21 protein-coding genes are annotated in these 21,356 nt (G+C 60.2%); 7 read left to right on the forward strand and 14 right to left on the reverse strand.

Annotated features, from left to right (window positions below; translation table 11 throughout):
* Nucleotides 1–364 precede the first annotated feature (364 nt).
* From ACR0B5_RS16700 to ACR0B5_RS16720, 5 genes are read right to left on the reverse strand one after another with little or no spacing between them, the layout of a single operon-like run.
* A complete protein-coding gene (locus tag ACR0B5_RS16700) occupies nucleotides 365–907 on the reverse strand; it encodes a DUF3833 domain-containing protein (RefSeq protein WP_480541949.1) in 543 nt (180 codons plus the stop codon).
* Nucleotides 904–1,521, reverse strand: a complete 618-nt coding sequence (locus ACR0B5_RS16705; RefSeq protein ID WP_480541951.1) for a DUF3833 domain-containing protein — start codon at nucleotides 1,519–1,521, stop codon at nucleotides 904–906. Before ACR0B5_RS16705 ends, ACR0B5_RS16700 begins: the two co-directional genes overlap by 4 nt.
* Nucleotides 1,518–2,741, reverse strand: a complete 1,224-nt coding sequence (locus tag ACR0B5_RS16710) for an MFS transporter (RefSeq protein WP_480541953.1) — start codon at nucleotides 2,739–2,741, stop codon at nucleotides 1,518–1,520. The genes ACR0B5_RS16705 and ACR0B5_RS16710 overlap by 4 nt, the downstream gene beginning before the upstream one ends.
* The gene (locus tag ACR0B5_RS16715; RefSeq protein WP_480541955.1) at nucleotides 2,741–3,256 is read right to left on the reverse strand and encodes a hypothetical protein; all 516 of its coding nucleotides are present in this window, start codon (nucleotides 3,254–3,256) and stop codon (nucleotides 2,741–2,743) included. The genes ACR0B5_RS16710 and ACR0B5_RS16715 overlap by 1 nt, the downstream gene beginning before the upstream one ends.
* Nucleotides 3,240–4,571, reverse strand: a complete 1,332-nt coding sequence (locus ACR0B5_RS16720; protein ID WP_480541957.1) for an NAD(P)/FAD-dependent oxidoreductase — start codon at nucleotides 4,569–4,571, stop codon at nucleotides 3,240–3,242. The genes ACR0B5_RS16715 and ACR0B5_RS16720 overlap by 17 nt, the downstream gene beginning before the upstream one ends.
* Nucleotides 4,572–4,799: 228 nt before the next feature.
* Here ACR0B5_RS16720 and ACR0B5_RS16725 point away from each other — a divergent pair, with 228 nt between their 5' ends.
* Nucleotides 4,800–5,525: an SDR family NAD(P)-dependent oxidoreductase gene (locus ACR0B5_RS16725; protein WP_480541959.1), complete on the forward strand. Its 726-nt coding sequence runs from the start codon at nucleotides 4,800–4,802 to the stop codon at nucleotides 5,523–5,525.
* A 16-nt stretch (nucleotides 5,526–5,541) separates the two neighbouring features.
* Here ACR0B5_RS16725 and ACR0B5_RS16730 read toward each other — a convergent pair whose 3' ends face one another.
* Both ACR0B5_RS16730 and ACR0B5_RS16735 read right to left on the reverse strand, forming a co-directional pair.
* Nucleotides 5,542–7,194, reverse strand: coding sequence for a DUF6504 family protein (locus ACR0B5_RS16730; protein WP_480541961.1), 1,653 nt, complete (start codon nucleotides 7,192–7,194; stop codon nucleotides 5,542–5,544).
* A gap of 61 nt (nucleotides 7,195–7,255) precedes the next feature.
* Nucleotides 7,256–7,543: an I78 family peptidase inhibitor gene (locus tag ACR0B5_RS16735; protein WP_480541963.1), complete on the reverse strand. Its 288-nt coding sequence runs from the start codon at nucleotides 7,541–7,543 to the stop codon at nucleotides 7,256–7,258.
* Nucleotides 7,544–7,673: 130 nt separating this feature from the next.
* Here ACR0B5_RS16735 and ACR0B5_RS16740 point away from each other — a divergent pair, with 130 nt between their 5' ends.
* Complete coding sequence (locus ACR0B5_RS16740; RefSeq protein ID WP_480541965.1) at nucleotides 7,674–8,786, forward strand: S-(hydroxymethyl)glutathione dehydrogenase/class III alcohol dehydrogenase; 1,113 nt, start codon at nucleotides 7,674–7,676, stop codon at nucleotides 8,784–8,786.
* 54 nt (nucleotides 8,787–8,840) lie between these two features.
* Here ACR0B5_RS16740 and ACR0B5_RS16745 read toward each other — a convergent pair whose 3' ends face one another.
* The 3 genes from ACR0B5_RS16745 to ACR0B5_RS16755 all read right to left on the reverse strand — a co-directional run bounded on the left by ACR0B5_RS16745 (nucleotide 8,841) and on the right by ACR0B5_RS16755 (nucleotide 13,302).
* Nucleotides 8,841–9,779, reverse strand: a complete 939-nt coding sequence (locus tag ACR0B5_RS16745; protein ID WP_480541967.1) for a DMT family transporter — start codon at nucleotides 9,777–9,779, stop codon at nucleotides 8,841–8,843.
* A gap of 142 nt (nucleotides 9,780–9,921) precedes the next feature.
* On the reverse strand, nucleotides 9,922–10,335 hold the full coding sequence (locus ACR0B5_RS16750) for a group III truncated hemoglobin (protein WP_480541969.1): 414 nt from the start codon (nucleotides 10,333–10,335) through the stop codon (nucleotides 9,922–9,924).
* 48 nt (nucleotides 10,336–10,383) lie between these two features.
* On the reverse strand, nucleotides 10,384–13,302 hold the full coding sequence (locus ACR0B5_RS16755; protein ID WP_480541971.1) for an error-prone DNA polymerase: 2,919 nt from the start codon (nucleotides 13,300–13,302) through the stop codon (nucleotides 10,384–10,386).
* Between the two features lie 110 nt (nucleotides 13,303–13,412).
* Between ACR0B5_RS16755 and ACR0B5_RS16760 the strand changes: the two genes are divergently transcribed.
* Complete coding sequence (locus ACR0B5_RS16760) at nucleotides 13,413–13,877, forward strand: DUF1203 domain-containing protein (RefSeq protein ID WP_480541973.1); 465 nt, start codon at nucleotides 13,413–13,415, stop codon at nucleotides 13,875–13,877.
* On the opposite strand, the gene ACR0B5_RS16765 is transcribed toward ACR0B5_RS16760, so the two are convergent.
* A complete protein-coding gene (locus ACR0B5_RS16765; protein ID WP_480542179.1) occupies nucleotides 13,874–14,866 on the reverse strand; it encodes an ABC transporter ATP-binding protein in 993 nt (330 codons plus the stop codon). The two genes, ACR0B5_RS16760 and ACR0B5_RS16765, sit on opposite strands and share 4 nt — an antisense overlap.
* 87 nt (nucleotides 14,867–14,953) lie before the next feature.
* Here ACR0B5_RS16765 and ACR0B5_RS16770 point away from each other — a divergent pair, with 87 nt between their 5' ends.
* The 3 genes from ACR0B5_RS16770 to polA all read left to right on the forward strand — a co-directional run bounded on the left by ACR0B5_RS16770 (nucleotide 14,954) and on the right by polA (nucleotide 18,551).
* A complete protein-coding gene (locus ACR0B5_RS16770; RefSeq protein ID WP_170459503.1) occupies nucleotides 14,954–15,130 on the forward strand; it encodes a zinc-finger domain-containing protein in 177 nt (58 codons plus the stop codon).
* A gap of 81 nt (nucleotides 15,131–15,211) precedes the next feature.
* Nucleotides 15,212–15,682 (forward strand): hypothetical protein, encoded by a 471-nt coding sequence (locus ACR0B5_RS16775; protein ID WP_480541975.1) that lies wholly within the window; start codon nucleotides 15,212–15,214, stop codon nucleotides 15,680–15,682.
* Between the two features lie 70 nt (nucleotides 15,683–15,752).
* Nucleotides 15,753–18,551: a DNA polymerase I gene (gene polA / locus ACR0B5_RS16780; protein WP_480541977.1), complete on the forward strand. Its 2,799-nt coding sequence runs from the start codon at nucleotides 15,753–15,755 to the stop codon at nucleotides 18,549–18,551.
* 43 nt (nucleotides 18,552–18,594) lie between these two features.
* On the opposite strand, the gene ACR0B5_RS16785 is transcribed toward polA, so the two are convergent.
* Both ACR0B5_RS16785 and ACR0B5_RS16790 read right to left on the reverse strand, forming a co-directional pair.
* Entirely contained in the window at nucleotides 18,595–18,825 is a 231-nt protein-coding gene (locus ACR0B5_RS16785; protein WP_170472889.1) for a DUF2798 domain-containing protein, read from the reverse strand.
* A gap of 49 nt (nucleotides 18,826–18,874) precedes the next feature.
* Nucleotides 18,875–19,654: a hydroxypyruvate isomerase family protein gene (locus ACR0B5_RS16790; protein WP_480541979.1), complete on the reverse strand. Its 780-nt coding sequence runs from the start codon at nucleotides 19,652–19,654 to the stop codon at nucleotides 18,875–18,877.
* A gap of 181 nt (nucleotides 19,655–19,835) precedes the next feature.
* Here ACR0B5_RS16790 and ACR0B5_RS16795 point away from each other — a divergent pair, with 181 nt between their 5' ends.
* A complete protein-coding gene (locus ACR0B5_RS16795) occupies nucleotides 19,836–20,771 on the forward strand; it encodes a DMT family transporter (protein ID WP_480541981.1) in 936 nt (311 codons plus the stop codon).
* On the opposite strand, the gene ACR0B5_RS16800 is transcribed toward ACR0B5_RS16795, so the two are convergent.
* Nucleotides 20,768–21,346 (reverse strand): DUF1285 domain-containing protein, encoded by a 579-nt coding sequence (locus ACR0B5_RS16800; protein WP_480541983.1) that lies wholly within the window; start codon nucleotides 21,344–21,346, stop codon nucleotides 20,768–20,770. The genes ACR0B5_RS16795 and ACR0B5_RS16800 overlap by 4 nt on opposite strands.
* Between the last annotated feature and the right edge of the window lie 10 nt (nucleotides 21,347–21,356).

Consider the following 21,356-nt stretch of genomic DNA (forward strand, 5'->3'; position numbering starts at 1 on the left):
GGCGACTTCTTAGTGGATTTCCGCCTGCGCGATTCGAAAAAATTGGCAGATTCAGATAGATTTGCTATCCTTTAGCCAAAGGGTGTCAAAAAAACCCGGGGGCAAAAATCGAGCAGAAATCAGGCAAATCTTCACAGGTGGTGTGGGTCAAAATACCCGAGCATCTCAATGGCACTCGGCGCGGGTTGTTTTTCTTGTGGGCCGAGGTCGAGCGTGCTCAAGTGAAGGCCAAGGCCGCGCCACCGCCCTCTGAGCCGCGTCAGCCCGAGTCGAACAAGATATTCGGTTGGGTTGATGAGTTTATCTTCTATGACCGCGACAGGGCGGAGCAGCCGGATCAGCGCGCCGAGGCCCCGTCGGGCCGTCACAGTTTCTCGAAGAACAGGATGACCTCGCCTATACGGACGCCAAAACGCGAAACATAGGCGCGGTTCAGAAGGCGGTCATCTTCCAGAAGCCACATCCAATCGTCAAAGTTGACACGCATGGTGCCCTCTTTGATCGGCAGGTCGATTTTGTATTTCCAGTTGAAGGTATCGCCGCGCTCGATCCCTTCGGCCACACCAAGAACACCCGGAGCAGTGCCGGTCCAGGTGTCTTCGCCGGTTTTGGTCAGGGTCCAGATGCGCTGTTCGGTTGCGCCGTCGTCGTAGATGAAATCCTCGACCAGCGTCAGGGTTTCGCCGTCCCAGGTGCCGTCGATCTCAACCGAGAAACGGCGCGGTACGTTTCCCAGAATGTCCTGGAACTGACCATAGGCGACGGTTTTGCCTTCGAAGAACTCTTCAAGGTTCAGTTGCCGGTCGGATAGAAAGCTTTTGGGCACCCGCGGTTTAGCCGAGCAGGCCGCGAGCAGCGTCAGGCTGGCGATTGCGACCAGAGAGATCAGAAAACGCAACCGGTTCATTGCAGCGGCCTGTTTTCAGCGTCCGCATCATACCCGTTTGCGCCGGGTACATGAGCGGTCTGCACCTCAGGCGCTGGGCGCATGGTTGCCACCAGTTCCGCCACCTTGAGGCCGAATTTGCGCATCTCTGAGCGGTTCATGATCGCTCCGTTTTCTGTCAGGTACATCCAGTCGGTCACGTCCAGCGTGTGCCCTCCGGCGTCTTCGGGCAGGATGATCCGGTAGGACAGCTTGACGGTCGAGCCAGAGATCACGCCTTTGCCCTCACCGACGATATCGTCTGCCGTGGCCGTGAACGTGTTGCCGGTGCCCAATGTCAGATACCACTTTCGGGTCATCTGTTTGCCGTTGGAATAGGTGAACCACTCGGCCAGAGTGCCGGAGTTGCCGTCCCATTCACCGACCATACGGGCAACAAAGCTGTTCGACATCTTGCCGTTCGGGCCATAGATCAGCCCCTCGGACAGGATATCTCCGTTCAGGTGTTTGGTCAGGGAAAACTCTGGTCCCGTTCCCGAATAGTCAGCCGGGGATTGTGAGCGAAAGCTCAGGAACCGTCTTTTGATCGCCACGACAACGAGGATGGCGAGCAAAATCACAACAAGCGTATTCATTTGGCTGGGACCTCCGTAGGCAGGGTCAAGACCATCCCGAATGCGCCCAGCTTCAGGATGCAGGGCAGCAGGGCATAGGCGAAAGTGAGCGTGTTCAGAGCCTGTGCCGAGTTGGCTTGACCGGGTGAAAAGCCGCTGCGTTCCAGCAGGGGCAGGGTGAAAAAGGCAGCGAGCGCAAGGCCCAGCTTGCCAGCGAAAGACCAGATGCCAAACGCGGCCGAGGCATTCAGCCCCGCGCGTGTCAGCACCACGGAAAACATGGCGGGCAGGATCACGATATCCGCCCCTGCCGCTGCGCCCGAGGCCAGGCAGATCAGGGCAAAAGTGGTCAGCTCTCCGGCCGAGAGGGTGGCCGCGCCGATGAAGGACGCGATGCCCAGCGGCATGGCGATCATCAGGGTCTGTTTCGGGCCGATCCGATTGCTGAGCCGCGCCCAGAGAGGCACGCTGGCCCCAGCGCTTAGGAAAAACAGGATCAGCAATGGGCCGGCCATACCGGAGAGCTGCAGTTTGTCCTCGACGAAGAACAGAAACAGCGTGGCGGTCAGGGCAACCGGCAGGCTGTTGATCAGCGCCAGAACCAGCAGGCGGAGGGCGCCGGATTGTCCGAGCGCGGTGAACGAGATACCTTCGCCCGTGATTGGCGTGCGCCGCCATATCGGGATGGTGACGATCAGGGTTAGGAGCGCCAGCGCGCCCAGAAACAGACCAAAAGCGGGATAGCCCTGCCCCTGCGCGCCGAAGGCAACGAACAGGGCCGGAGCGCTGGCGGCCAGAACGACTCCGGTCAGTTGCCCGCCTTCGCGAAAGGCGGCGAGGCGCATCAGCTCTTGTGGGTCGGCCTGTTTGGCCAAAGTTGCGCTGCGACCGTAAAGCAGGATGGTGCCCAGGCTGTAGGCCGAAAACAGCAGTACGAGGATGGCGACCAGCGCGCCGACGCTGGCCCCGTCCGGCAGGCCGAACAGCAGCGGAAACCCAACTGCCAGCCCAAGCGCCGCCAGAGCGGCAAACAGCAGCTGCGCGCCGGGCCAGCGGTCGATGGCCCAGCCGATCAGCGGATCCTGCACAAGATCGACCAGGCGGATCACCAGCAGAACAGTTCCGATCACCCCAAGGCCAATGCCCAAATTCACCGCCGCAAAACGCGGCAGGTGAATATAGAGCGGGATACCCGCCGCAGCGAGCATCAGCGCATAGAGGCTGACCCGGGGATACAGCATCACTGCCCCTTCAATTGCCGTGTAAAACTGGCGGACCGAGTGTTGTCGCCAAGAAAAATCGACATGAACGATTTCTTGATGCCGGTGTTGGTTAGTGTGCAGGTTTGTGCACCATTGCGCCAAAACCCAACTTTGTTAGGTCCTTCGGATATGGCCAGATAGCTGTCACCTTTGCTGACTGCTTGAAAACAGGTCTCTAGCTGGGCCTTTGTCGGCGCGGGATTGCCTTGCCTTGCCATCTCATCCAGCGTCGACTCTACAAGAGCCTTTTGTGCGAGGTTTTTTCGATAAGTCAGTTGCAACCCGAAATCCTCGGTCCAATTGAATGCCGCTCCAGCAGGCGTGAATAGCTTGGCGTCATAGACAGGCAGGCCCAAGAACCTAAATGTCGAGCTGCCCAAAAGCTTGGGATCACTCAGTTCGCTGGACAGAGGCGACGCCCCTGCCTCACCTGACGAAAGCAAGGCGAGAGACAGCAGTGCTGCGCGCAAAGTGGATTTATTCGGCGGCCACATGGATGGCCGGATCTTTTTCAAGAATGCCATTGTCAGCTCCGGTTATGTGCGGGGCGCCGCGCAAGCGGTCGACGACATGCATCGCGCTGGCGATCCCGTCTTCGTGAAACCCGTGCCGGTTATAAGCTCCGGCGTACCAGGTGTGATTCTGTCCCTGCATGTCGCGAATCTGTGCCTGCGCTTTCAGCGCGGCTTTATCGAAAACCGGGTGGGCAAACTCGACTTGGTCATAAATCTTGTCCTCGGCAATTTGCGAAGACGCGTTCAAAGATACAAAGAGCGGATCGCTGTCCGGGATGTTCTGCAAGCGGTTCATCCAATAGGTCACGCCAACATCCCCGGCTTGTGAGCGATAGGTCCAGCTGGACCAGCAGGCGCGCCGCTTCGGCATCTGGCTTTCGTCACAATGTAGGATCGCGTGATTGGGCTGATAGCGGATCGCGCCAAGGGCCGCGGCCTCATCCGCTGTGGCGTCGTCGCCCAGAATGGCCAGCGACTGGTCCGAGTGGGTCGCAAGGATGATCTCGTCAAACTGATCGGCGTGGCCCTGGCTGGTGACCGTTACGCCGGTCTCATGACGCTGTACGTGATCTACCGGAGCCGCCAGACGGATGTCGCATCCGCGCAACCGCAGCGCGGCATCAATTCGGCGCACATACTCGATACTTCCGCCTTTGACTGTGTACCACTGATGCTGGTTGGCGCGGCCGCTGGCCAGCAGTGCATGGTTGCGGAAGAACTGCACCAGCGAGCGGGCCGGAAACTGATCCACAAACTCAACCGGCGTGGACCAGATCGCGCCGCACATCGGCATGAGGTAGTTGTGGCGGAACCAATGACCCAGACGCATCTGGTCCACCAGTTCTCCAATGGTTGTGTCATCATCCTTCGCCGCATCCGGGGCTTCTTTACTAAAGCGCAGGATGTCCGAGATCATCTTGTAATAAGACGGTCGCAATAGGTTGCGTTTCTGGGCTGTCAGAGTGCGCAGCGTGTTCAACCCGTATTCAATGCGGCCATTGTCGATGGTAGCGCCAAAGCTCATCTCGCTTTTCTCGACGGGCACGTTCAGCTCATCAAACAGCTTGGTCAGGTGGGGGTAGGTCGCGTAGTTGAAGACGATAAAGCCGGTATCGACCGGTTGGTCTCCGTTCTTGCCCGCCATCACCGTTCGGGCATGACCGCCAAGGCGCGGCTCGGCCTCGTAAACGGTAATATCGTGCAGTTCTGAAAGGTAGTAAGCTGCGGAGAGTCCTGAAATGCCTGCACCTATGACTGCGATTTTCTTGCGCTCGCCTCGCGTTTCGTCGAACATGTGATCCCCTTAAGTGCGACATTTATCTAGGGATACGTAGCAGGTTCTGACGCGGATCAATCAGGTTAGATTATATTTCCCAACGCACTATATTGTGACTTCGTGGCAAAATTCACTCAGCTGGGGATGATCCGACCGGTTGGCTTGGTCGTAAAATATACATGATAGCTGAAGCAGAACCGTAACCGCGCATGGGGCGTTGTTTCATGGTTCCACGTTGGGGCAGGCATGACCGGTTTCGAAGGAAAGACGTATTGGATTGTAGGCGCGAGCGAAGGGCTCGGGCGCGCTTTGGCCCAAGGGCTAAGCGAGCGCGGCGCGCATCTTGTCCTGTCGGCGCGCAATGCGGATCGGCTGGCCGAGATCTGCGCAACCCTTCCCAATACGCGTGCGGTGCCTTTTGACGTGACCGACCTTGAGGCCGTGCGCCGTGCCGTGGCTGAAGTCGGAGAGGTCGATGGTCTTGTCTACAACGCCGGAGCCTATGAGCCTATGCGCACCGGTGATTGGGATACCGAGGCGGTCTTGTCGATGACCGACGTGAACTACACCGGTGCCCTTCGGGTGTTGGGTGAAACCGTGCCGGGCTTCGTGAGCGCCGGACGCGGGGATATCACTCTGATCGGCTCTTTGTCGGGCTATCGCGGTTTGCCTGCGGCGGTGGGCTATGCAGCTAGCAAGGCGGCGCTGGTCTCGCTGGCCGAGACCATGCGGTTTGATCTGGCGGGTACGGGCGTGACGGTTCGGATCGTCAATCCCGGCTTTATCAAAACCCGCCTGACTGAGAAGAACAATTTCAAAATGCCCATGCTGATGTCGGCTGAAGACGCGGCAGAGCGTGTGATCAAAGCGATGTCGCGCCGCCGGTTCCGCACCGATTTTCCGGCCCCGTTTTCCTGGGTGATCCGGTTGCTGGACTATCTGCCCGACATCCTGATTTATCGCGGAAAATAGACCCTAATTTGGGCTTCTAGCCAAATTGCCCCTGGCAGAACCAGCCTGCGGACATGGTGCCGCCGTGGCCATAAAACAGCCAGAGCCTCTCCCCCTGTTCGGTCACCACAACCCAGTAATCGCGCACGCCGCTGCGCCAGTTAGGGTCGTCCAGCCACCATTCCGGCGCGATCCGTTCGGGGCCAGTGGCCTGTGCCAATTGCCAATCACGCCCGCGCCAGCGAAAGGCGGAGGGCACATCCGGGGTTTCTGGGGCCATCACCGGCTCGGGCTGCCACATCTGCAGGGGGCGCGGGCGTGGCGGCGCAGGCCAGTCTCGCGCCGGTTCGGACCATGCCGCTGCTAGCACTTGCGCGGTTTTCTCGGGGATATGCGATGCCGCAGGGTGACGCCGAGTGATGACCTCCAGTCCCACCCGTGCGCCCAACTTGGCCATAAGGTCTTCGACGGCGGTGTTGCCCTCCAGCCGGTTGCGGGCCACACGGCGGGCCTCGGCATGACCGGCAATGGTGCGGGCGTGGATGGGTTCCGTCTGCACCGCCTCAAGCCGCAGCATGTCAATGCCATAGCCCGCGTCGATCTTGTCAACTTTCATCTCTAACAAAGGGCGAATGCGGTGTTTGTCATGAGTTGGCCGGGCCAGCCCAACTTCGATGACCTCGGCCGCCTGATCGGCACGATGAGCCTCAAGCCGCAGGGTGCGGACGCCGCGCCCCTTTTCTTCCAGCTTGGCACACAGCGTCGGCAGAACCCGGTCGATGGCGGCCATCACATCCTCGACCAGACCAATCGGGTTGGGCAGAGTCATCCGCACCGCGAAGTGATGTGGCGGGCGGGCCGGAGAGACTGGCTCGGGCGCGCTACCCATCGCCTGATCCAGCCGCAAAACCAGCCCCCGCCCGAACCTGCGGGCAAGGGAGGCGCGCGGTTGCCCCAGCAGATCCCCGATCCTCCGCAGGCCCAGACGGTTCAACTGCGCGACCACCTGATCCTCCAGCCGCAGCGCCGCGATGGGCAGCGGGCTGAGCGCCCCATAAGACTGCCCCGGGGCTGCGATCCGCGCCCCGCCGCCCAAGGCCACCACTTGCGGTGCGGCCCCGCCCTTGGTCCAGTGTCGTCGCTGGCTGGCCCGGGCACGGGTGGCGCGGGCCTCTTGGCTGATGGCGTCACCGTTGCGGTCGGAGATGGCCTCTTGCCCGGCATAGCGCGCCAGCGCCCAGGCCGCGCCCAACGTGTCGGCAATGCCCATCTGTACGCTCAGGCCCATATCGGCGCAGTCGACCTCAAGTACGCGCAGCAACGCCTCTTCCCCACCAAACAGATGCGCGCAGCCCGAGAGGTCAACGATCAGCCCGTCCGGAGCCTCTTCAGCGACCCAAGGGCTGAACTTGCCTGCCCAGCGGCGCAACGCGGTCAGGAACGCGGCCTCGGCCGGGGCGTTGCGGTGCCGCGTGATCAGGGACGCACACATGGCATGGGCATCGCGCACCGGCTGACCCACCTGTAGCCCGGCGGCCTGAGCTTCCGCGTTCAGTGAGGTGATCACCTGCATGTTCGACTGCTCAGCCACTACGGCCAAAGGTCCGACATGCAGCCCCCGCGCGGCGCGGATCAGCCGTTCAGCCCCCAGACGGGGAAACCAGAGTGAAAGTATTCGGCGTTTTGGCATCGGCAGACATCAAAATGTTCACATTTTGTTCTTATCCGAGAATCAGCGCCGGAGTCCACGCTTACCCGCAGGTCAGGCGCTGAATGATGCCCGCACCGTTCACGAAGACATTCAGCCGGTCAATACGGTAATCCTGAGTCGCAATGTCATTGGGTCCCAACACCCGCGCGCGCTCGGGCAGGCTGGCCTGAATGGTCGAAACCGGCTGGCCGATGGAATCCGCAAACGGATCGCCTTTGCAGAAGGCCAGATCCACAGGCGAGGCCTCGGGCGCAAGGTCTGCTCCTTCCAAGGTCGAGGTTTCGGCGCAGGCGGCCAGAAGGATCAGGATCGGGATAAATCGGTGCATTGGCGTTCCCCAGTATGACAATGTCGTTTCTGCAATATCAAATGTTTAGCCAATCTGCCATGAAAGTGCAGTTGAAAACACCCTGCATTTGACGCAGGGTCGGGTCAAACAAGACTGGGAGACAAGCACCATGCGCACCCGTGCAGCCGTCGCCGTTCAGGCTGGCAAACCTTTGGAAGTGATGGAGGTGAACCTCGAAGGCCCCAAGGCGGGCGAGGTTTTGGTCGAAATCAAGGCCACCGGCATCTGCCATACCGATGAATTCACCCTGTCCGGCGCGGATCCCGAAGGACTTTTCCCGGCCATTCTGGGCCATGAAGGCGCAGGCGTCGTGGTCGAGGTCGGCCCGGGCGTCACCAGCCTGAAGCCGGGCGACCATGTGATCCCGCTCTACACACCCGAATGTCGGGAGTGTGAATACTGCCTGCATCCAAAGACCAACCTGTGTCAGGCAATCCGTGAGACTCAAGGCAAGGGCCTGATGCCCGATGGCACCTCGCGCTTCTCGACCTTGGATGGCGATCCGATCCTGCACTACATGGGCTGCTCGACCTTCGCCAACCACACTGTCCTGCCTGAGATCGCGTTGGCCAAAGTGCGTGAGGACGCACCCTTCGATAAGATCTGCTACATCGGCTGTGGCGTTACCACCGGCATCGGCGCTGTGATCAACACCGCCAAGGTGGAAATCGGCAGCCGCGCCATCGTGTTCGGTCTGGGTGGTATCGGCCTGAACGTGATCCAGGGCCTGCGCCTTGCCGGAGCCGACCAGATCGTCGGTGTCGACCTGAACCCATCAAAGGTCGAAATGGCCACCAAGTTCGGGATGACCGATTTCGTTAACCCGAAAGAGGTCGAAGGCGATCTGGTGCCCTACCTGGTCAACCTGACCAAAGGCGGAGCAGACTATACGTTCGACGCGACCGGCAATGTCGGCGTGATGCGCGACGCACTGGAATCAGCGCATAAGGGCTGGGGTGAGTCGATCATCATTGGCGTTGCACCTGCGGGGGCCGAGATCTCGACCCGTCCGTTCCAGCTGGTCACTGGTCGTTCCTGGCGCGGCACCGCCTTTGGCGGCGCGCGGGGTCGGACCGATGTACCCAAGATCGTCGACTGGTACATGGAAGGGAAGATCGAGATCGACCCGATGATCACCCACACCATGGGTCTGGACGACATCAACCATGGTTTCGACCTGATGCATAAAGGCGAGAGCATCCGCTCGGTGGTGGTCTACTAGGGCTCTAAACCACTTGAATTCGCCTAATCGGCGCGCTGTCTGGCGCGCCGTTTTTCATTCGCCGGGTCGTGATGCGCCGGTATCTGACCTTGGTGACCGCACGCGCAGAACCGGCGTGTTGGTCGAGGTGGTGTTCGACCGGCTTTCGCGCCAGACGACGAAGATGCCCGAGGCGATGATGATGCTTGCGCCGACCGCGACCCAGCCGTCCGGGTGTTCGCCAAAGAAGATCATGCCGAACAAGGTGGCCCAGATGATCTGGCTGTACTGGCTGGGGGCCACGACACCGGCCGGGGCCGCGCGATAGGCCAGGATGATCAGATGTTGTGCGATCACCGAGAACACGCCGACCAGTGCCATCATCGCCAGATGCAGCAGCGAAGGCGGCTGGTAGACTGCCGGTTGCATCAAGCTCATTACCACGATCGCCAGCAGCATCGGGTAGAGGATCAGCACGGCCGAGCGCTCCTCATTCCCGATCTTGCGCACCAGAACAGAGCCTAACGCGCTGCAAAACGCGGCTGTCAGGGCGGCCATGTGGCCTAGCGTGATATCCGTCGCGCCGGGGCGCAGGACTATCAGAACACCGATCAAGCCAACGCCGACCGCGGCCCAACGTTGGACGCGCACGACCTCTCCTAGAATCGGAATCGATAGCACTGTGACGAACAGGGGGAAGGCAAACAGCAGCGAGTAGACCTCGGCCAGAGGCAGGACCGAAAAGGCATAGAAAGCGCAGACCATGGATGTGACCATCAGACCCGAGCGCAGCAGCACCAGCCACGGATGATGTGGCAGGAAGTTCCCGGTCGTGCGGTCTGTCAGGATCGTCACTGCCATGGGTACAAAGGAAAACAACGTGGCGAAGAAGATGATCTGCATCACCGAGTAGGTCCCGCCCAGCACTTTGATCAGCGCGTCATGGCTGGCAAAGACCGCGAATCCCAGAAACGCGAAACCAAGTCCCCGGAGGGTGGTGTTTTGAGTGCTCATGATCTGGCCTCAGGCGATGTCGGTGTGGTGGCTTTAAGCCGGCGCAGCTAAATGGGCTGTCTTTTCCCTGAGTAGACGCATTTTCCCAGACCGCATAGCCCCTATTTTACCGCTAACACAGCAAAGCCGCCATGTCGTGAGATCAACGCAGGATCGGCGGCGCGTCCTTGGGCTGTCGTGCGGATTGCACGCCTGCCTTCATCCCCACACCGATCCGCCGTGCCAGCGCGACCCAAGGGGTGGCGATCTCAGCGGGTAGGGTTTGGGTGGCGACCTCCTCGAATAGCTCCAGCCAATGGGCGAACATCTCGGGCTGCACGTCGGGCCTTTCGCTGTGAACGCGCTGCGGATTGCCGTTGTAGCTGCGCTCAAAAAGGATGGCGTTGCGCCAGAAGGCGGCAATCTTGCCCTCATGCGCGGGCCAGTCATGGACGTGCTTGTTGAACACCGGTCCCAGAACAGCATCCTCGCGCACGCGGGCATAGAAGGCGTGGACCTGCGCGTTGATCTGGTCCGGTGTCGCGGTAAAGCGCGGGGGCAAGATGGGTCTGGTCATAATGGTCTCGGATTTCGAGTCTAGCCCGGGACATATCTGGGGCGGAGGTCAGGCAACAGGTGTGGTTTTGTCGGGCGGCTCGGGCGTCAGCAGGTGCCGGATCAGGGCCACTGGGTGTGCCTTCAGGCTGAGGCGGGTGGCGACGTAATCCTCGACCACCTGTTCGCCCAATGTCATCTGCGGCAGGTAGGCTTCGGGTTCATCCAGCGTCTCGCCTTCCAGATCCTGTGAGAACAGCGGCAGAGGCTTCGCGGTCGCAATCGCCTTGGCCTGCCACAGAGCCTCGCGCCGGGTCAGATCGCAGGCAGCGAAGGCATCGGCCTCGGCCAAACGTTCGATCACCGATGGCCCCAACCCTGCGCGACGCCAGACGTCATCCACTTGGGTGTAGCCGTTGCCCCGTGCGGCGGTCAGCCAACTGGCGTCTTCCTCGCTGAGGCCCTTGATCTGGCGGAACCCCAGCCGTAGGGCCAGCCCACCATGGCCATCAGGTTCCATCACATTGTCCCAGAAACTCGCATTGATGCAGACTGGCCGCACCTGAACCCCGTGTTCGCGGGCATCCCGCACGATCTGGGCGGGCGCGTAGAAGCCCATCGGTTGCGAGTTCAGCAGCGCGCAGGCGAAGATGCCCGGATGGTGGCATTTGATCCAAGCCGAGGCATAGACCAGCAGCGCAAAGCTGGCCGCGTGGCTTTCGGGAAAACCATAAGATCCGAACCCTTCGATCTGGGAAAAACAGCGTTCCGCGAAATCGTGTTCGTACCCGTTGCGCTTCATCCCGCGCAGGAACAGCGCGCGGAACTCGCTGACATTGCCATGTTTCTTGAAGGTCGCCAGTGAGCGTCGCAGCCGGTCCGCCTGTTCCGGGGTGAAGCCCGCGCCGACAATGGCGATCTGCATCGCCTGCTCCTGAAACAGCGGTACGCCCAGTGTTTTGCCCAACACATCCCCCAACGCGTCCGAGGGGAAGCTGACCTCCTCCTCTCCGTTCCGGCGGCGGATATAGGGGTGGACCATGTCGCCCTGAATCGGGCCGGGGCGGATGATAGCGACCTCGATCACCAGATCGTAGAAATTGCGCGGTCGCATCCGGGGGAGGAAGTTCATCTGCGCCCGGCTTTCCACCTGAAACACCCCAATAGAGTCTGCTTTGCACAGCATATCATAGACCTCGGGGTCCTCGGGCGGCAGGGTGGCGAGGGTATAGCCGGTCTGATGATGCTGTCCGATCAGGTCGAACGCCTTGCGGATACAGGTGAGCATCCCGAGGCTGAGGACATCGACTTTCAGGATACCCAAGGAGTCGATATCGTCCTTGTCCCAGCAGATGACCGTGCGCCCCTCCATCGTGGCGTTCTCGATGGGAACAAGCTCGTCCAGACGTCCCTCGGTGATGATGAAGCCACCAACGTGCTGTGACAGGTGACGGGGGAAGCCGTCGATCTCATAGACCAGCATTAGAGTCTGTTTTAGCCGTCGATCTTCAGGATCGAGGCCGATTTCGCGCATCCGGTGCGCCTCGAGCCCTTTGGTCGAGAAAAAGCCCCAGAGCTGTGAGGACAGGGCCGAGATCGTGTCCTCGGTCAGACCCATGGCGCGGCCGACCTCACGAATGGCACGCTTGCCGCGATAGTGAACAACCGTGGCGCAAAGGCCCGCGCGTTCGCGGCCATAGCGGTCGTAGATATGCTGGATCACCTCCTCGCGGCGTTCGTGTTCGAAATCGACGTCAATATCGGGCGGCTCGTCGCGGGCCTCGGAGACGAAGCGCTCAAAGACCATCGTGCCCATCTCGGGGCTGACCTCGGTGATGCCGAGGCAGAAGCAGACCACCGAATTGGCCGCCGAGCCACGTCCCTGACACAGGATGTCGCGCGAGCGGGCGAAATGGACGATATCGCGGACGGTGAGGAAATAGGGTTCATATTTCAGCTTACCGATCAGGGTGAGCTCATGGGCCAGCATCTTTTTGGCTTTGTCCGAAGCACCTGCCGGATAGCGCCATTTCAACCCCTCATGCGCCAGGCGGTGCAGGCGTTGGGTCGGGGTTTCCTGTTCGCTAACTTCGCTGGGGTATTCATAACGCAGCTCATCCAGCGAGAAGGTGAGCTGCTCGCTGAGGTCATAGGCGCGGGTGACGGCCCCCTCGTGACCTTTGAAGATCCGCAGCATCTCTCCCTCGGAGCGCAACCGCTGTTCGCCATTGGCCAGCGCGTCGCGACCCAGCTCATCCACCTTGCGGCGCAAGCGAATGGCGGTCAGCACATCGGCCAGCTTGCGGCGTGCGCCGTGGTGAATCATCGGCGCGGCACTGGCGAGGGCAGGGATCTCGAGTTGCTTTGATTCAGTCTCTAACAAAGAGAAATATGTACTATCCGCGCCATCATAGCGAGGATGCATCAGCAGATGCATCCGCCCACCAAAGCGGCGCGTCAGCTGTTGCGCCTGTGTCCGCCACGTGTTCGCGCCGCCCTTTGACCGGTCTGCTTGTGGCCAGAGCAGCAGGTGGAGGCCGTCGGAAAACTCCAGCAGGTCGGACAGGTGCAGGATGCAATCGCCCTTTTCCGCACGCAGGCGGCCTTTGGATAGGATGCGGCACAGGTTCCCCCAGCCCTGCCGGTTCAGGGGCAGGGCGGTGACGGTGGGCGCGTCGGTGAAGATCAGCCGCGCTGCCGGGATCAGGCGCGGCACCGCGTGGATCGGGTATGAAGGCGGTTTGGGGATGTGATCGGGGCAGGGCGGGCCTAGGCTCGTGTTCTGCGCCTCCCACTCCTGCCGTTCGCGCACCTTGCGGGTGATCTCGCGGGCTTGGGTATGGGCACGAACGATCCCGGCGACTGAGTTGTCATCGGCAATTGCGATGGCGGGCAGGCCCAGGGTCACGGCACGCTCCATATACTCCTCGGGGTGAGAGGCCCCGGTGAGGAAGGTGAAGTTTGACGTGATCGACAGCTCGGCATACATGGCGAGTCACTATTATATTCACGTTTTGTTCTTTTTCGAGTCCTTTGCGCAGGAACCGGGTCGCTTGCGGCAGATCAGGAGGGCATGGTCGGGAAAAAAGGAGACCCGAAATGTTCAAGATCACCGCACTCCCCACTGACGAAGTCCGCGCCCTGCAGGCGGGTGGGCCAGATGCCTACGGTGCCACGCCTGAGCGGGCTATTTCCACCGGCGCAGGCAATCCCTGTCGTCATTGTTTACAGAACATCCCCGAGGGGCAGGACATGCTGATTATGGCACACAGGCCCTTTTTAGAGCCACATCCTTATGCCGAAACCGGCCCGATCTTCCTGTGCGCCAAACCATGCGAGCGTTACGAAGGAGATGCATTGCCGGAGATCCTGACCTCTTCCCCCGACTACCTGATAAAGGGCTATGGTGAGGATGATCGGATCGTCTACGGCACGGGTGCCATCACGCCAACCGACCAGATCGGAGCCAAAATCGCTGATATCTTTGCTCGATCGGACATCGCTTATATTCACGTCCGATCAGCGCGGAACAATTGCTATCAGGCGCGGATCGACCGGGCCTAGAGCTTGACCCGGTGCATACCCCGGCGCGGCTGATCCTGATCCTCGACCGGGGTGTCATCCGCACGCGATGAGGTCAGCGCAAGGAACACATCCTCGAGGTCTGCTTCTTCGGTCCGGACGTCGCGGATGCGGATATTGGCGGCACGCACCGATTCCAGAACCTGCTCGGCGCTGGTCTGGGCGCTGCGGTACTGCAGCACAAGGCTGCCATCGTCGCGCAGAGTGGCCTCGACACCATCCGTCATGGGTAAATCGGTAACGGGGCTGTCAGGGGCGATCACCATCGTTCGGCTGTCCATTCGGCCCAGCAGGTTGGCCGTGCTGTCCTGGGCGATCTTTTCACCGTGATTGATGATGGCGATCTCGTCGCACATCTCTTGCGCTTCTTCCAGGTAATGCGTGGTGAGGATGATGGTCATGCCCTGTTCGTTCAGCTTGCGCACATTGGCCCAGAGCATCTGGCGAAGCTCGATATCCACGCCCGCCGTTGGCTCGTCCAACACCAGAATCTTGGGATGATGCACCAGCGCCTTGGCCAGCAACAGTCGACGCCGCATCCCGCCGGACAGGGTGCGGGCATAGGCCTCGGCCTTGTCGCTGAGGCCCACCAGCTCCAGAATCTCATCACTGCGGCGCTCGGCCTTGGGCACACCATAGAGACCGGCCTGAACCTCCAACGCGCCACGCGGGGTGAAAAAAGGATCGAGATTCAGCTCTTGCGGCATGACACCGATGGCGGCGCGGGACGAGCGTGGGTTCTTGTCCTGATCATATCCCCAGATCGAAACATGGCCGGAGGATTTCACCACCAACCCCGCAAGGATGTTGATCAGGGTCGACTTCCCCGCCCCGTTGGGACCCAGCAAGCCAAAGACCGACCCGCGTGGCACGGTCAGGTCGACGCCCTTCAGTGCGTGTTTTTCGGGCTGGCCTTTGCCGCCGCGATAGGTCTTGCGCAGCCCTTCGATCCTGATTGCCGCATTGCTCATGTGGCTCTTGCCCCCGGTTTGCTCATCGCTCATAAACGCACCTAATGCATGCCCGCGAGGCCGACAACCAGTGAAGGATCGCCAGCCGTGACAATCGAAGCGCCGGAAACGAAGATCGTGGAAACTTCTCGTGTTGCCTGTGATGGCGGCGAAGGCGCTTTGGGACACCCGAGGGTGTGGCTGCAGATTCCAGAGGACACGGGCTGGGTCGAATGTCCTTATTGTGATTGTAAATACGTCCTGAAGGGCACAGAGCAAAACTGATTACCCACCCAAACGGGTGCCGCCCCAATCTCGCCGCGTTTATCATGGTGACTCTCGCTGAGACCAACGCAGGTGAGTGTGATGACAGACATGACCGCAACTGAGACGGCCAAACCCGTATTCGGCTGGATCGGGTTTTGCCTCGCAGCGATGGCTTTGTTCGCAGCGCTGTTCGTATTTTGGGCCGGGCCTTTCGCGCCGCAGCAGTCCACCGGCGTGTCACTGGGGGAGCTGGCGGCCGAGCTTGGGAAATCTACCCTGCGCGCCGCTGCAGGTCTCGAGCAGCCCGAACCTGTCGCCCAAACTCGTGATCTGGACGATTTCCTGCAGATCGGTGTCGCCATGCTGGGCGGATTGGCCATTATCGTCTCTGTTGTTGGCATTTTGCGCCATGAACGGATGCGGCCTGCCATCGCCGGGGTGGCCATTGGGGTCGGTGCAATCCTGTTTCAGTTCTTCGCGATGGCCTTCTTTGCCTTCCTGGGCGCGCTGATCATCATGGCGCTGCTTCACAGTTTCTCGGATGTATTTGGCGGCCTCTTTGGTGGTTAACTGACGTTCCTCACTGGTCAGTCGCGCGGCCCTGTGGCAGAACCATCCCTGACCGACAGGGAGCACGCGCATGAGCAATTTCGGAAAAGGATGTCACCTGCATCTGATCGACGGATCGGCCTTTATTTTTCGGGCCTATCACGCGCTGCCTCCGCTGACGCGCAAGTCGGATGGTTTGCCGATTGGCGCTGTGTCGGGCTTCTGCAACATGCTGCAGAAATATGTCGAGGGGAACGCCGGGCCTGACGCGCCGACCCATGTGGCGGTGATTTTCGACAAGGGCTCGCATACCTTCCGCAACGATCTTTACGACCTCTACAAAGCCAACCGCGAGGCGATGCCCGAGGATTTGCGCCCGCAGATGCCGCTGACTCGCGAGGCCACCCGCGCGTTCAACATCGCCTGCAAGGAATTGGAAGGCTATGAGGCTGACGACATCATCGCCACGCTGGCCGTTCAGGCGCGCGATGCGGGTGGGCGCGTGACCATCGTCAGCTCGGACAAGGACCTGATGCAGTTGGTCGGCGGCGGCGTTGAGATGCTGGACGCCATGAAGAACAAACGCATCGACACGGATGGCGTGTTCGAGAAATTTGGCGTCGGGCCAGATCGCGTGGTTGATGTGCAGGCGCTGGCCGGGGATAGCGTTGATAACGTGCCGGGGGCTCCGGGAATCGGCGTCAAGACGGCGGCTCTGTTGATCAACGAATATGGCGATCTGGAAACTCTGCTGGACCGTGCGGAAGAGATCAAACAGCCCAAACGCCGCCAGACCCTGATCGAAAAGCGGGATCAGATCGAACTGTCGAAGAAGTTGGTGCAGTTGGATGAGAACACGCCGCTGGATTTCACCCTCGACGACCTTGAGGTTCAGGACCCTGACCCCGAAACCCTGCTGGGCTTTCTGGCAGAAATGGAGTTCCGCACCCTCACCAAACGGATTGCCGACAAGCTGGGGGCCGAGGCTCCGGTTATCGCCGATGCGCCCGCGCCAGTCGCGGAAGAGATTATTGCCGAGGCGATCCCGTTTGACGCGTCGAAATACGAGTGCGTGCGGGACGCGGGCGCTTTGCAGAAGTGGATTGATCAGGCCTATGAACGCGGCTGGGTAGCCGTAGACACCGAGACAACCGGGCTGAACGAAATGATCGCCGATCTAGTCGGCATTTCGCTTTGTATCGAAGCCGGTGAGGCCTGTTATATCCCGCTGACCCACCGCGACGGATCGGCGGATGATCTGTTCGGCTCGGATGCGCTGGCCGAGGGGCAGATGCCGCTGGATGAGGCTCTAACACTGTTAAAACCGCTGTTCGAAGACCCCTCGATCCTCAAAATCGGGCAGAACATGAAATACGACGCCAAGATCTTTGCGCGCTATGGCATCGAGGTGGCTCCGATCGATGACACGATGCTGATGTCCTATGCCATGCATGGCGGTGAGCATGGGCATGGGATGGACACTCTGTCCGAGCGCTATCTGAGCCATACTCCGATCCCGATCAAACCGTTGCTGGGATCTGGCAAATCGGCGATCACCTTCGACAAGGTCGCAATTGATGAGGCTACGGCCTATGCGGCTGAGGATGCGGATATCACGCTGCGCCTGTGGCAGTTGTTCAAGCCGCAACTGCATCAGGTTCAGGTGACGACGGTTTATGAAACGCTCGAACGACCGCTGGTGCCGGTTCTCAAGGAAATGGAGATGCACGGCATCAAGGTGGATCGCGATGTTCTCAGCCGGATGTCGAACGCCTTCGCGCAGAAAATGGCCGGGTTAGAGGCTGAAATTCACGAATTGGCTGGTGAGAACTTCAATGTCGGTTCGCCCGCGCAGTTGGGCGAGATCCTATTCGACAAGATGGGCCTGGAAGGCGGCAAGAAGGGGAAAACCGGGAAGTACTCGACCGGGGCGGATATTCTTGGGGATCTGGCGACCGAGCATGAGTTGCCGCGCCGGGTGTTGGACTGGCGGCAGCTGTCGAAGTTGAAGTCGACCTACACGGATGCGCTACAGACCCATATCAATCCGGACACGGGCCGTGTGCATACGTCTTATTCGATCACCGGCGCGAACACGGGCCGTTTGGCCTCGACCGATCCGAACCTGCAGAACATTCCCGTCCGGACCGAGGAAGGCCGTCGTATTCGCGAAGCGTTCATCGCCGAGCCGGGCAATGTGATGGTCAGTCTCGACTACAGCCAGATCGAGTTGCGTATTCTGGCGCATATCGCTGAGATACCGGCGTTAAAACAGGCCTTTGCCGACGGGTTGGACATTCATGCGATGACCGCGTCCGAGATGTTCGATGTGCCACTGGATGAGATGACGCCGGATATCCGCCGTCAGGCCAAGGCGATCAACTTTGGTGTGATCTATGGTATCTCGGGCTTTGGCTTGGCGCGCAATCTACGTATCCCGCGGGCCGAGGCTCAGGGGTTTATCGATCGCTATTTCGAGCGTTTCCCGGGTATTAGAGCCTATATGGACGACACGGTCGCCTTCGCCAAAGAGAATGGCTATGTGCAAACCTTGTTCGGACGCAAGATCCATACGCCTGAGATCAACGCCAAGGGGCCTCATGCCGGGTTCTCGCGTCGGGCGGCGATCAATGCCCCTATTCAAGGGACAGCGGCGGATGTGATCCGGCGCGCGATGGTGCGGATGCCAGAGGCGATCAATGGGTTGCCGGCCAAAATGCTGCTGCAGGTCCACGACGAATTGCTGTTCGAAGTCGCCGAAGATGCGGTGGATGAGGTGATCGGCGTTGCGCGGGACGTGATGGAGGGTGCCTCAGACCCTGCCGTGAAGCTGGACGTGAAATTGGTTGTGGACGCCGGTCAGGGGGCGAACTGGGCCGAAGCGCATTAAGAGGCGCTGCTCATCAGGCCCGGAGGGCCCTCTTCACAGCGGGTCAGTCCTGCGGCCTGACCATGCGATTGACGAACCGTTGCACACTGGGGCCAAACAACAGGATTACGGTGAAGGCGATGGGCCAGCAAAAGGCCCATGAGGCCATCCAATCGCCAAGGGTAGAGGGGCCAAAGCCGATGGCTTTGACCGTGGCGATCCCGGTGACGATGCAGGACATCAGCCCGGACATGATCAGGCTAAACACGGCGCGGGCATAGCGGGCAGGGATCATAAGGTGTTTCCTTGGTATCTACGGTACGACGGACCGCCCTATCTGCGGGTCAGAGATCTGCATTGGCAAGAACTGCCTTATGCATCCAATCCAGGGATGAGCTCGTCAAAGCTGTTGAGGGAGTATATTCCGCACTGACCCATCCTTCATAGCCGGAGACCTCCATCGCCTTGAACAGGGTCTGAAAATCCAGTTCGCTGCTACCCGGTTCGGACCTGTGCGGCGCGGCGCCGATCTGGGCGTGGATGACGCGATTGTGAAAGCGGTCCCAAATCTCCAGCGGATCTGAGTGGATCATTTGTGCGTGAAAGCTGTCATATTGCAGGCCTAGATTGGGGCGATCCACGCGATCCAGAATCTCGGCGGCCAAATCGTAGTCTTTGAGGAAATAGCCGGGCTGGGACACGGGGTTCAGCGGCTCGATGGTGAAGGTCTGACCGGGGGCTGTATCGGCGGCCCATTGCAGGTTGCGAACAAAGCAATCCAGCGCCTCAGGCCCCGATGCATAGCCGGACATGATGTGGATCAGGCCGGGTTTGAGCACATCGGCATAGCGCAAGACGCGGCGGATATCGGATTGGAACCGCGCCTCACCGCCGGGAACGGCGGCATAGCCCGGCTCACCCCCGGTGTAGTTCGGGGGAGGCGCGTTGATCAGCACAAGCTCCAGCCCGTTGGCCAGAAGGGCACAGCTGGTCTCTTTCGCGGCCAACTCATAGGGGAACAGAATTTCAACGGCCTTGAAGCCCGCCTCGGCCGCGGCCTGGAACCGCTCCAGATACGGGAGTTCGGCAAAGAGCAGAGAAATATTGGCGGCGAATTTGGGCATGAGAGGCCTTTGGGTCGGTGATCCGCCCAAGCTTAGTCTCCACCGATTTTCGAGGAAAGGGATTGAAAACGACAGATTGTCGAAAATCGACAAGAAGGCAGGCCCAAGTCCAGAGATGTTTGGGCTAACACGGCGAATCATTTTTCTGCGCCGTTCCAACAGAAGGTCCGATCCCATGGCGATGAGCCCTGATCCTGTGCGCGGGAACACTCTTCCTATGTCCACTGGCCGCAGCTCGGCCTTGTCTGGAAACGGTTTGGCTGTGGCCTCCATGCTGACCTGGGCGGCGGGGTTTCCCGCGGCCGAAGTGTTGTTGCAGACCTGGCCTCCAGTCGCGCTTTTCGTGGCGCGGCTGGCGCTTGCCGTGGCGGTCATGGTGCCTTTGTGGTTTGTGATCGACGGGCCAAGCCGGGTTTTGCGCGCCCGGTGGGGTCATGCGATGCTTGTTGGAGGGACGCTCGGGGCCGGGATGTTCCTGATTATCGTGGCGCAGAAGCTGACAGATCCGGTGACGGTTGCCATCATTGCCTCCTGCGCGCCATTGTTTGCGACACTGATCGAACTGGCAACCGGGGCGCGGCGGTTGCGCTGGAATTTCGCGCTGGGCGTCTTGGTGTCGATCATTGGCGGTATGATCGCGACCAGTGCAGTGGCGCCCGCGCAATTGGGTTTGGGCGCGATCTGCGCCATCGCGTCCACCGGGTTGTTCTGCTGGGCGACCATGGCAACAGCGAGGGATTTCCCCGAGCTGAGTCAAACCGGGCGCAGCACCATCACCTTCTTCGGCGGCTTGGTTGTCGCTTTGCTGCTGTTCTTCGGGGCACGCCAAGTGGGTATGGATGTCATGCCAACGGCGCAGATTGATGTTCAACAGATCGGAATGCTTGGGATCTATGCCCTGGTGTCTATGGGCCTCAGCCAGGTTCTGTTTGTCGGATCCGTTGGGAAACTGGGCGTTGCTTTGGCTTCGTTCCACATCAATATCGCACCGTTCTACGTGATGCTGATCATGCTGGTGCTGGGGGAAGAGTGGAACTGGACCCGCGCTTTGGGCGCAGGTGTCGTTGCGGTGGCCGTCGTGCTGGCGCAGGATCGCAAAGTTGCAAAGCCGGCCTAGTCCGGCAGGTCTTCTGACTTGATCAACTGGAAGAAACGCTGTTCGGACCAAACTCCGAACCAGCCCTCATGATGGGTACCCATCTCGACCAGCCGGTAAAAGCTCTTGCGGTCAATCCGGGCTTCAAGGCCATCACGGATCAGTATGTATGGAGAGGGTTCCTGGGTCTGCGGGTCCATGACAACGCGGATAGGATGATCTGGCCCGGCCACCGCGACATCGCCAACTTTGGTGGTGAAAGTCAGAGCCTGCGCCTGCCCCTCGCCCGAGGCATCGACGTCCACCGCGATGAACGGCGCATCCTCGACGGAGATTCCCACCTTCTCGACCGGGGTCACCAGATAGTATTTCCCGTCTTCCAGCTTAAGAATTGAGGAAAAAAGCTTCACAAGCTCGAAACGGGTGATGGGCGAGCCTAAATAACTCCAAGTGCCATCTTTGGCGATCCGGATGTCCAGATCACCGCAAAAAGGGGGATTCCAGAGGTGAACGGGGGGTAAACCCTTGGTTTTGGTCGCTTTGATCGAGGCCGCAAGACCGTCAGGGGAAGGTTTCACAGGTTTTTGTCCGCTCATTGCTTTTGCC

This window comes from Ruegeria sp. AG1 (assembly GCF_056541705.1).

What these genes read in the sequence shown, in the direction of transcription:
- ACR0B5_RS16750 (WP_480541969.1), bottom strand. Translation starts at nt 10,335, where the DNA reads ATGACCAGACCCATCTTGCCCCCGCGCTTTACCGCGACACCGGACCAG.
- ACR0B5_RS16735 (WP_480541963.1), bottom strand. Translation starts at nt 7,543, where the DNA reads ATGCACCGATTTATCCCGATCCTGATCCTTCTGGCCGCCTGCGCCGAA.
- ACR0B5_RS16795 (WP_480541981.1), top strand. Translation starts at nt 19,836, where the DNA reads ATGAGCCCTGATCCTGTGCGCGGGAACACTCTTCCTATGTCCACTGGC.
- polA (WP_480541977.1), top strand. Translation starts at nt 15,753, where the DNA reads ATGAGCAATTTCGGAAAAGGATGTCACCTGCATCTGATCGACGGATCG.
- ACR0B5_RS16760 (WP_480541973.1), top strand. Translation starts at nt 13,413, where the DNA reads ATGTTCAAGATCACCGCACTCCCCACTGACGAAGTCCGCGCCCTGCAG.
- ACR0B5_RS16705 (WP_480541951.1), bottom strand. Translation starts at nt 1,521, where the DNA reads ATGAATACGCTTGTTGTGATTTTGCTCGCCATCCTCGTTGTCGTGGCG.
- ACR0B5_RS16775 (WP_480541975.1), top strand. Translation starts at nt 15,212, where the DNA reads ATGACAGACATGACCGCAACTGAGACGGCCAAACCCGTATTCGGCTGG.
- ACR0B5_RS16725 (WP_480541959.1), top strand. Translation starts at nt 4,800, where the DNA reads ATGACCGGTTTCGAAGGAAAGACGTATTGGATTGTAGGCGCGAGCGAA.
- ACR0B5_RS16765 (WP_480542179.1), bottom strand. Translation starts at nt 14,866, where the DNA reads ATGAGCAATGCGGCAATCAGGATCGAAGGGCTGCGCAAGACCTATCGC.
- ACR0B5_RS16710 (WP_480541953.1), bottom strand. Translation starts at nt 2,741, where the DNA reads ATGCTGTATCCCCGGGTCAGCCTCTATGCGCTGATGCTCGCTGCGGCG.
- ACR0B5_RS16730 (WP_480541961.1), bottom strand. Translation starts at nt 7,194, where the DNA reads ATGCCAAAACGCCGAATACTTTCACTCTGGTTTCCCCGTCTGGGGGCT.
- ACR0B5_RS16700 (WP_480541949.1), bottom strand. Translation starts at nt 907, where the DNA reads ATGAACCGGTTGCGTTTTCTGATCTCTCTGGTCGCAATCGCCAGCCTG.
- ACR0B5_RS16800 (WP_480541983.1), bottom strand. Translation starts at nt 21,346, where the DNA reads ATGAGCGGACAAAAACCTGTGAAACCTTCCCCTGACGGTCTTGCGGCC.
- ACR0B5_RS16720 (WP_480541957.1), bottom strand. Translation starts at nt 4,571, where the DNA reads ATGTTCGACGAAACGCGAGGCGAGCGCAAGAAAATCGCAGTCATAGGT.
- ACR0B5_RS16745 (WP_480541967.1), bottom strand. Translation starts at nt 9,779, where the DNA reads ATGAGCACTCAAAACACCACCCTCCGGGGACTTGGTTTCGCGTTTCTG.
- ACR0B5_RS16790 (WP_480541979.1), bottom strand. Translation starts at nt 19,654, where the DNA reads ATGCCCAAATTCGCCGCCAATATTTCTCTGCTCTTTGCCGAACTCCCG.
- ACR0B5_RS16755 (WP_480541971.1), bottom strand. Translation starts at nt 13,302, where the DNA reads ATGTATGCCGAGCTGTCGATCACGTCAAACTTCACCTTCCTCACCGGG.
- ACR0B5_RS16740 (WP_480541965.1), top strand. Translation starts at nt 7,674, where the DNA reads ATGCGCACCCGTGCAGCCGTCGCCGTTCAGGCTGGCAAACCTTTGGAA.
- ACR0B5_RS16715 (WP_480541955.1), bottom strand. Translation starts at nt 3,256, where the DNA reads ATGTGGCCGCCGAATAAATCCACTTTGCGCGCAGCACTGCTGTCTCTC.
- ACR0B5_RS16785 (WP_170472889.1), bottom strand. Translation starts at nt 18,825, where the DNA reads ATGATCCCTGCCCGCTATGCCCGCGCCGTGTTTAGCCTGATCATGTCC.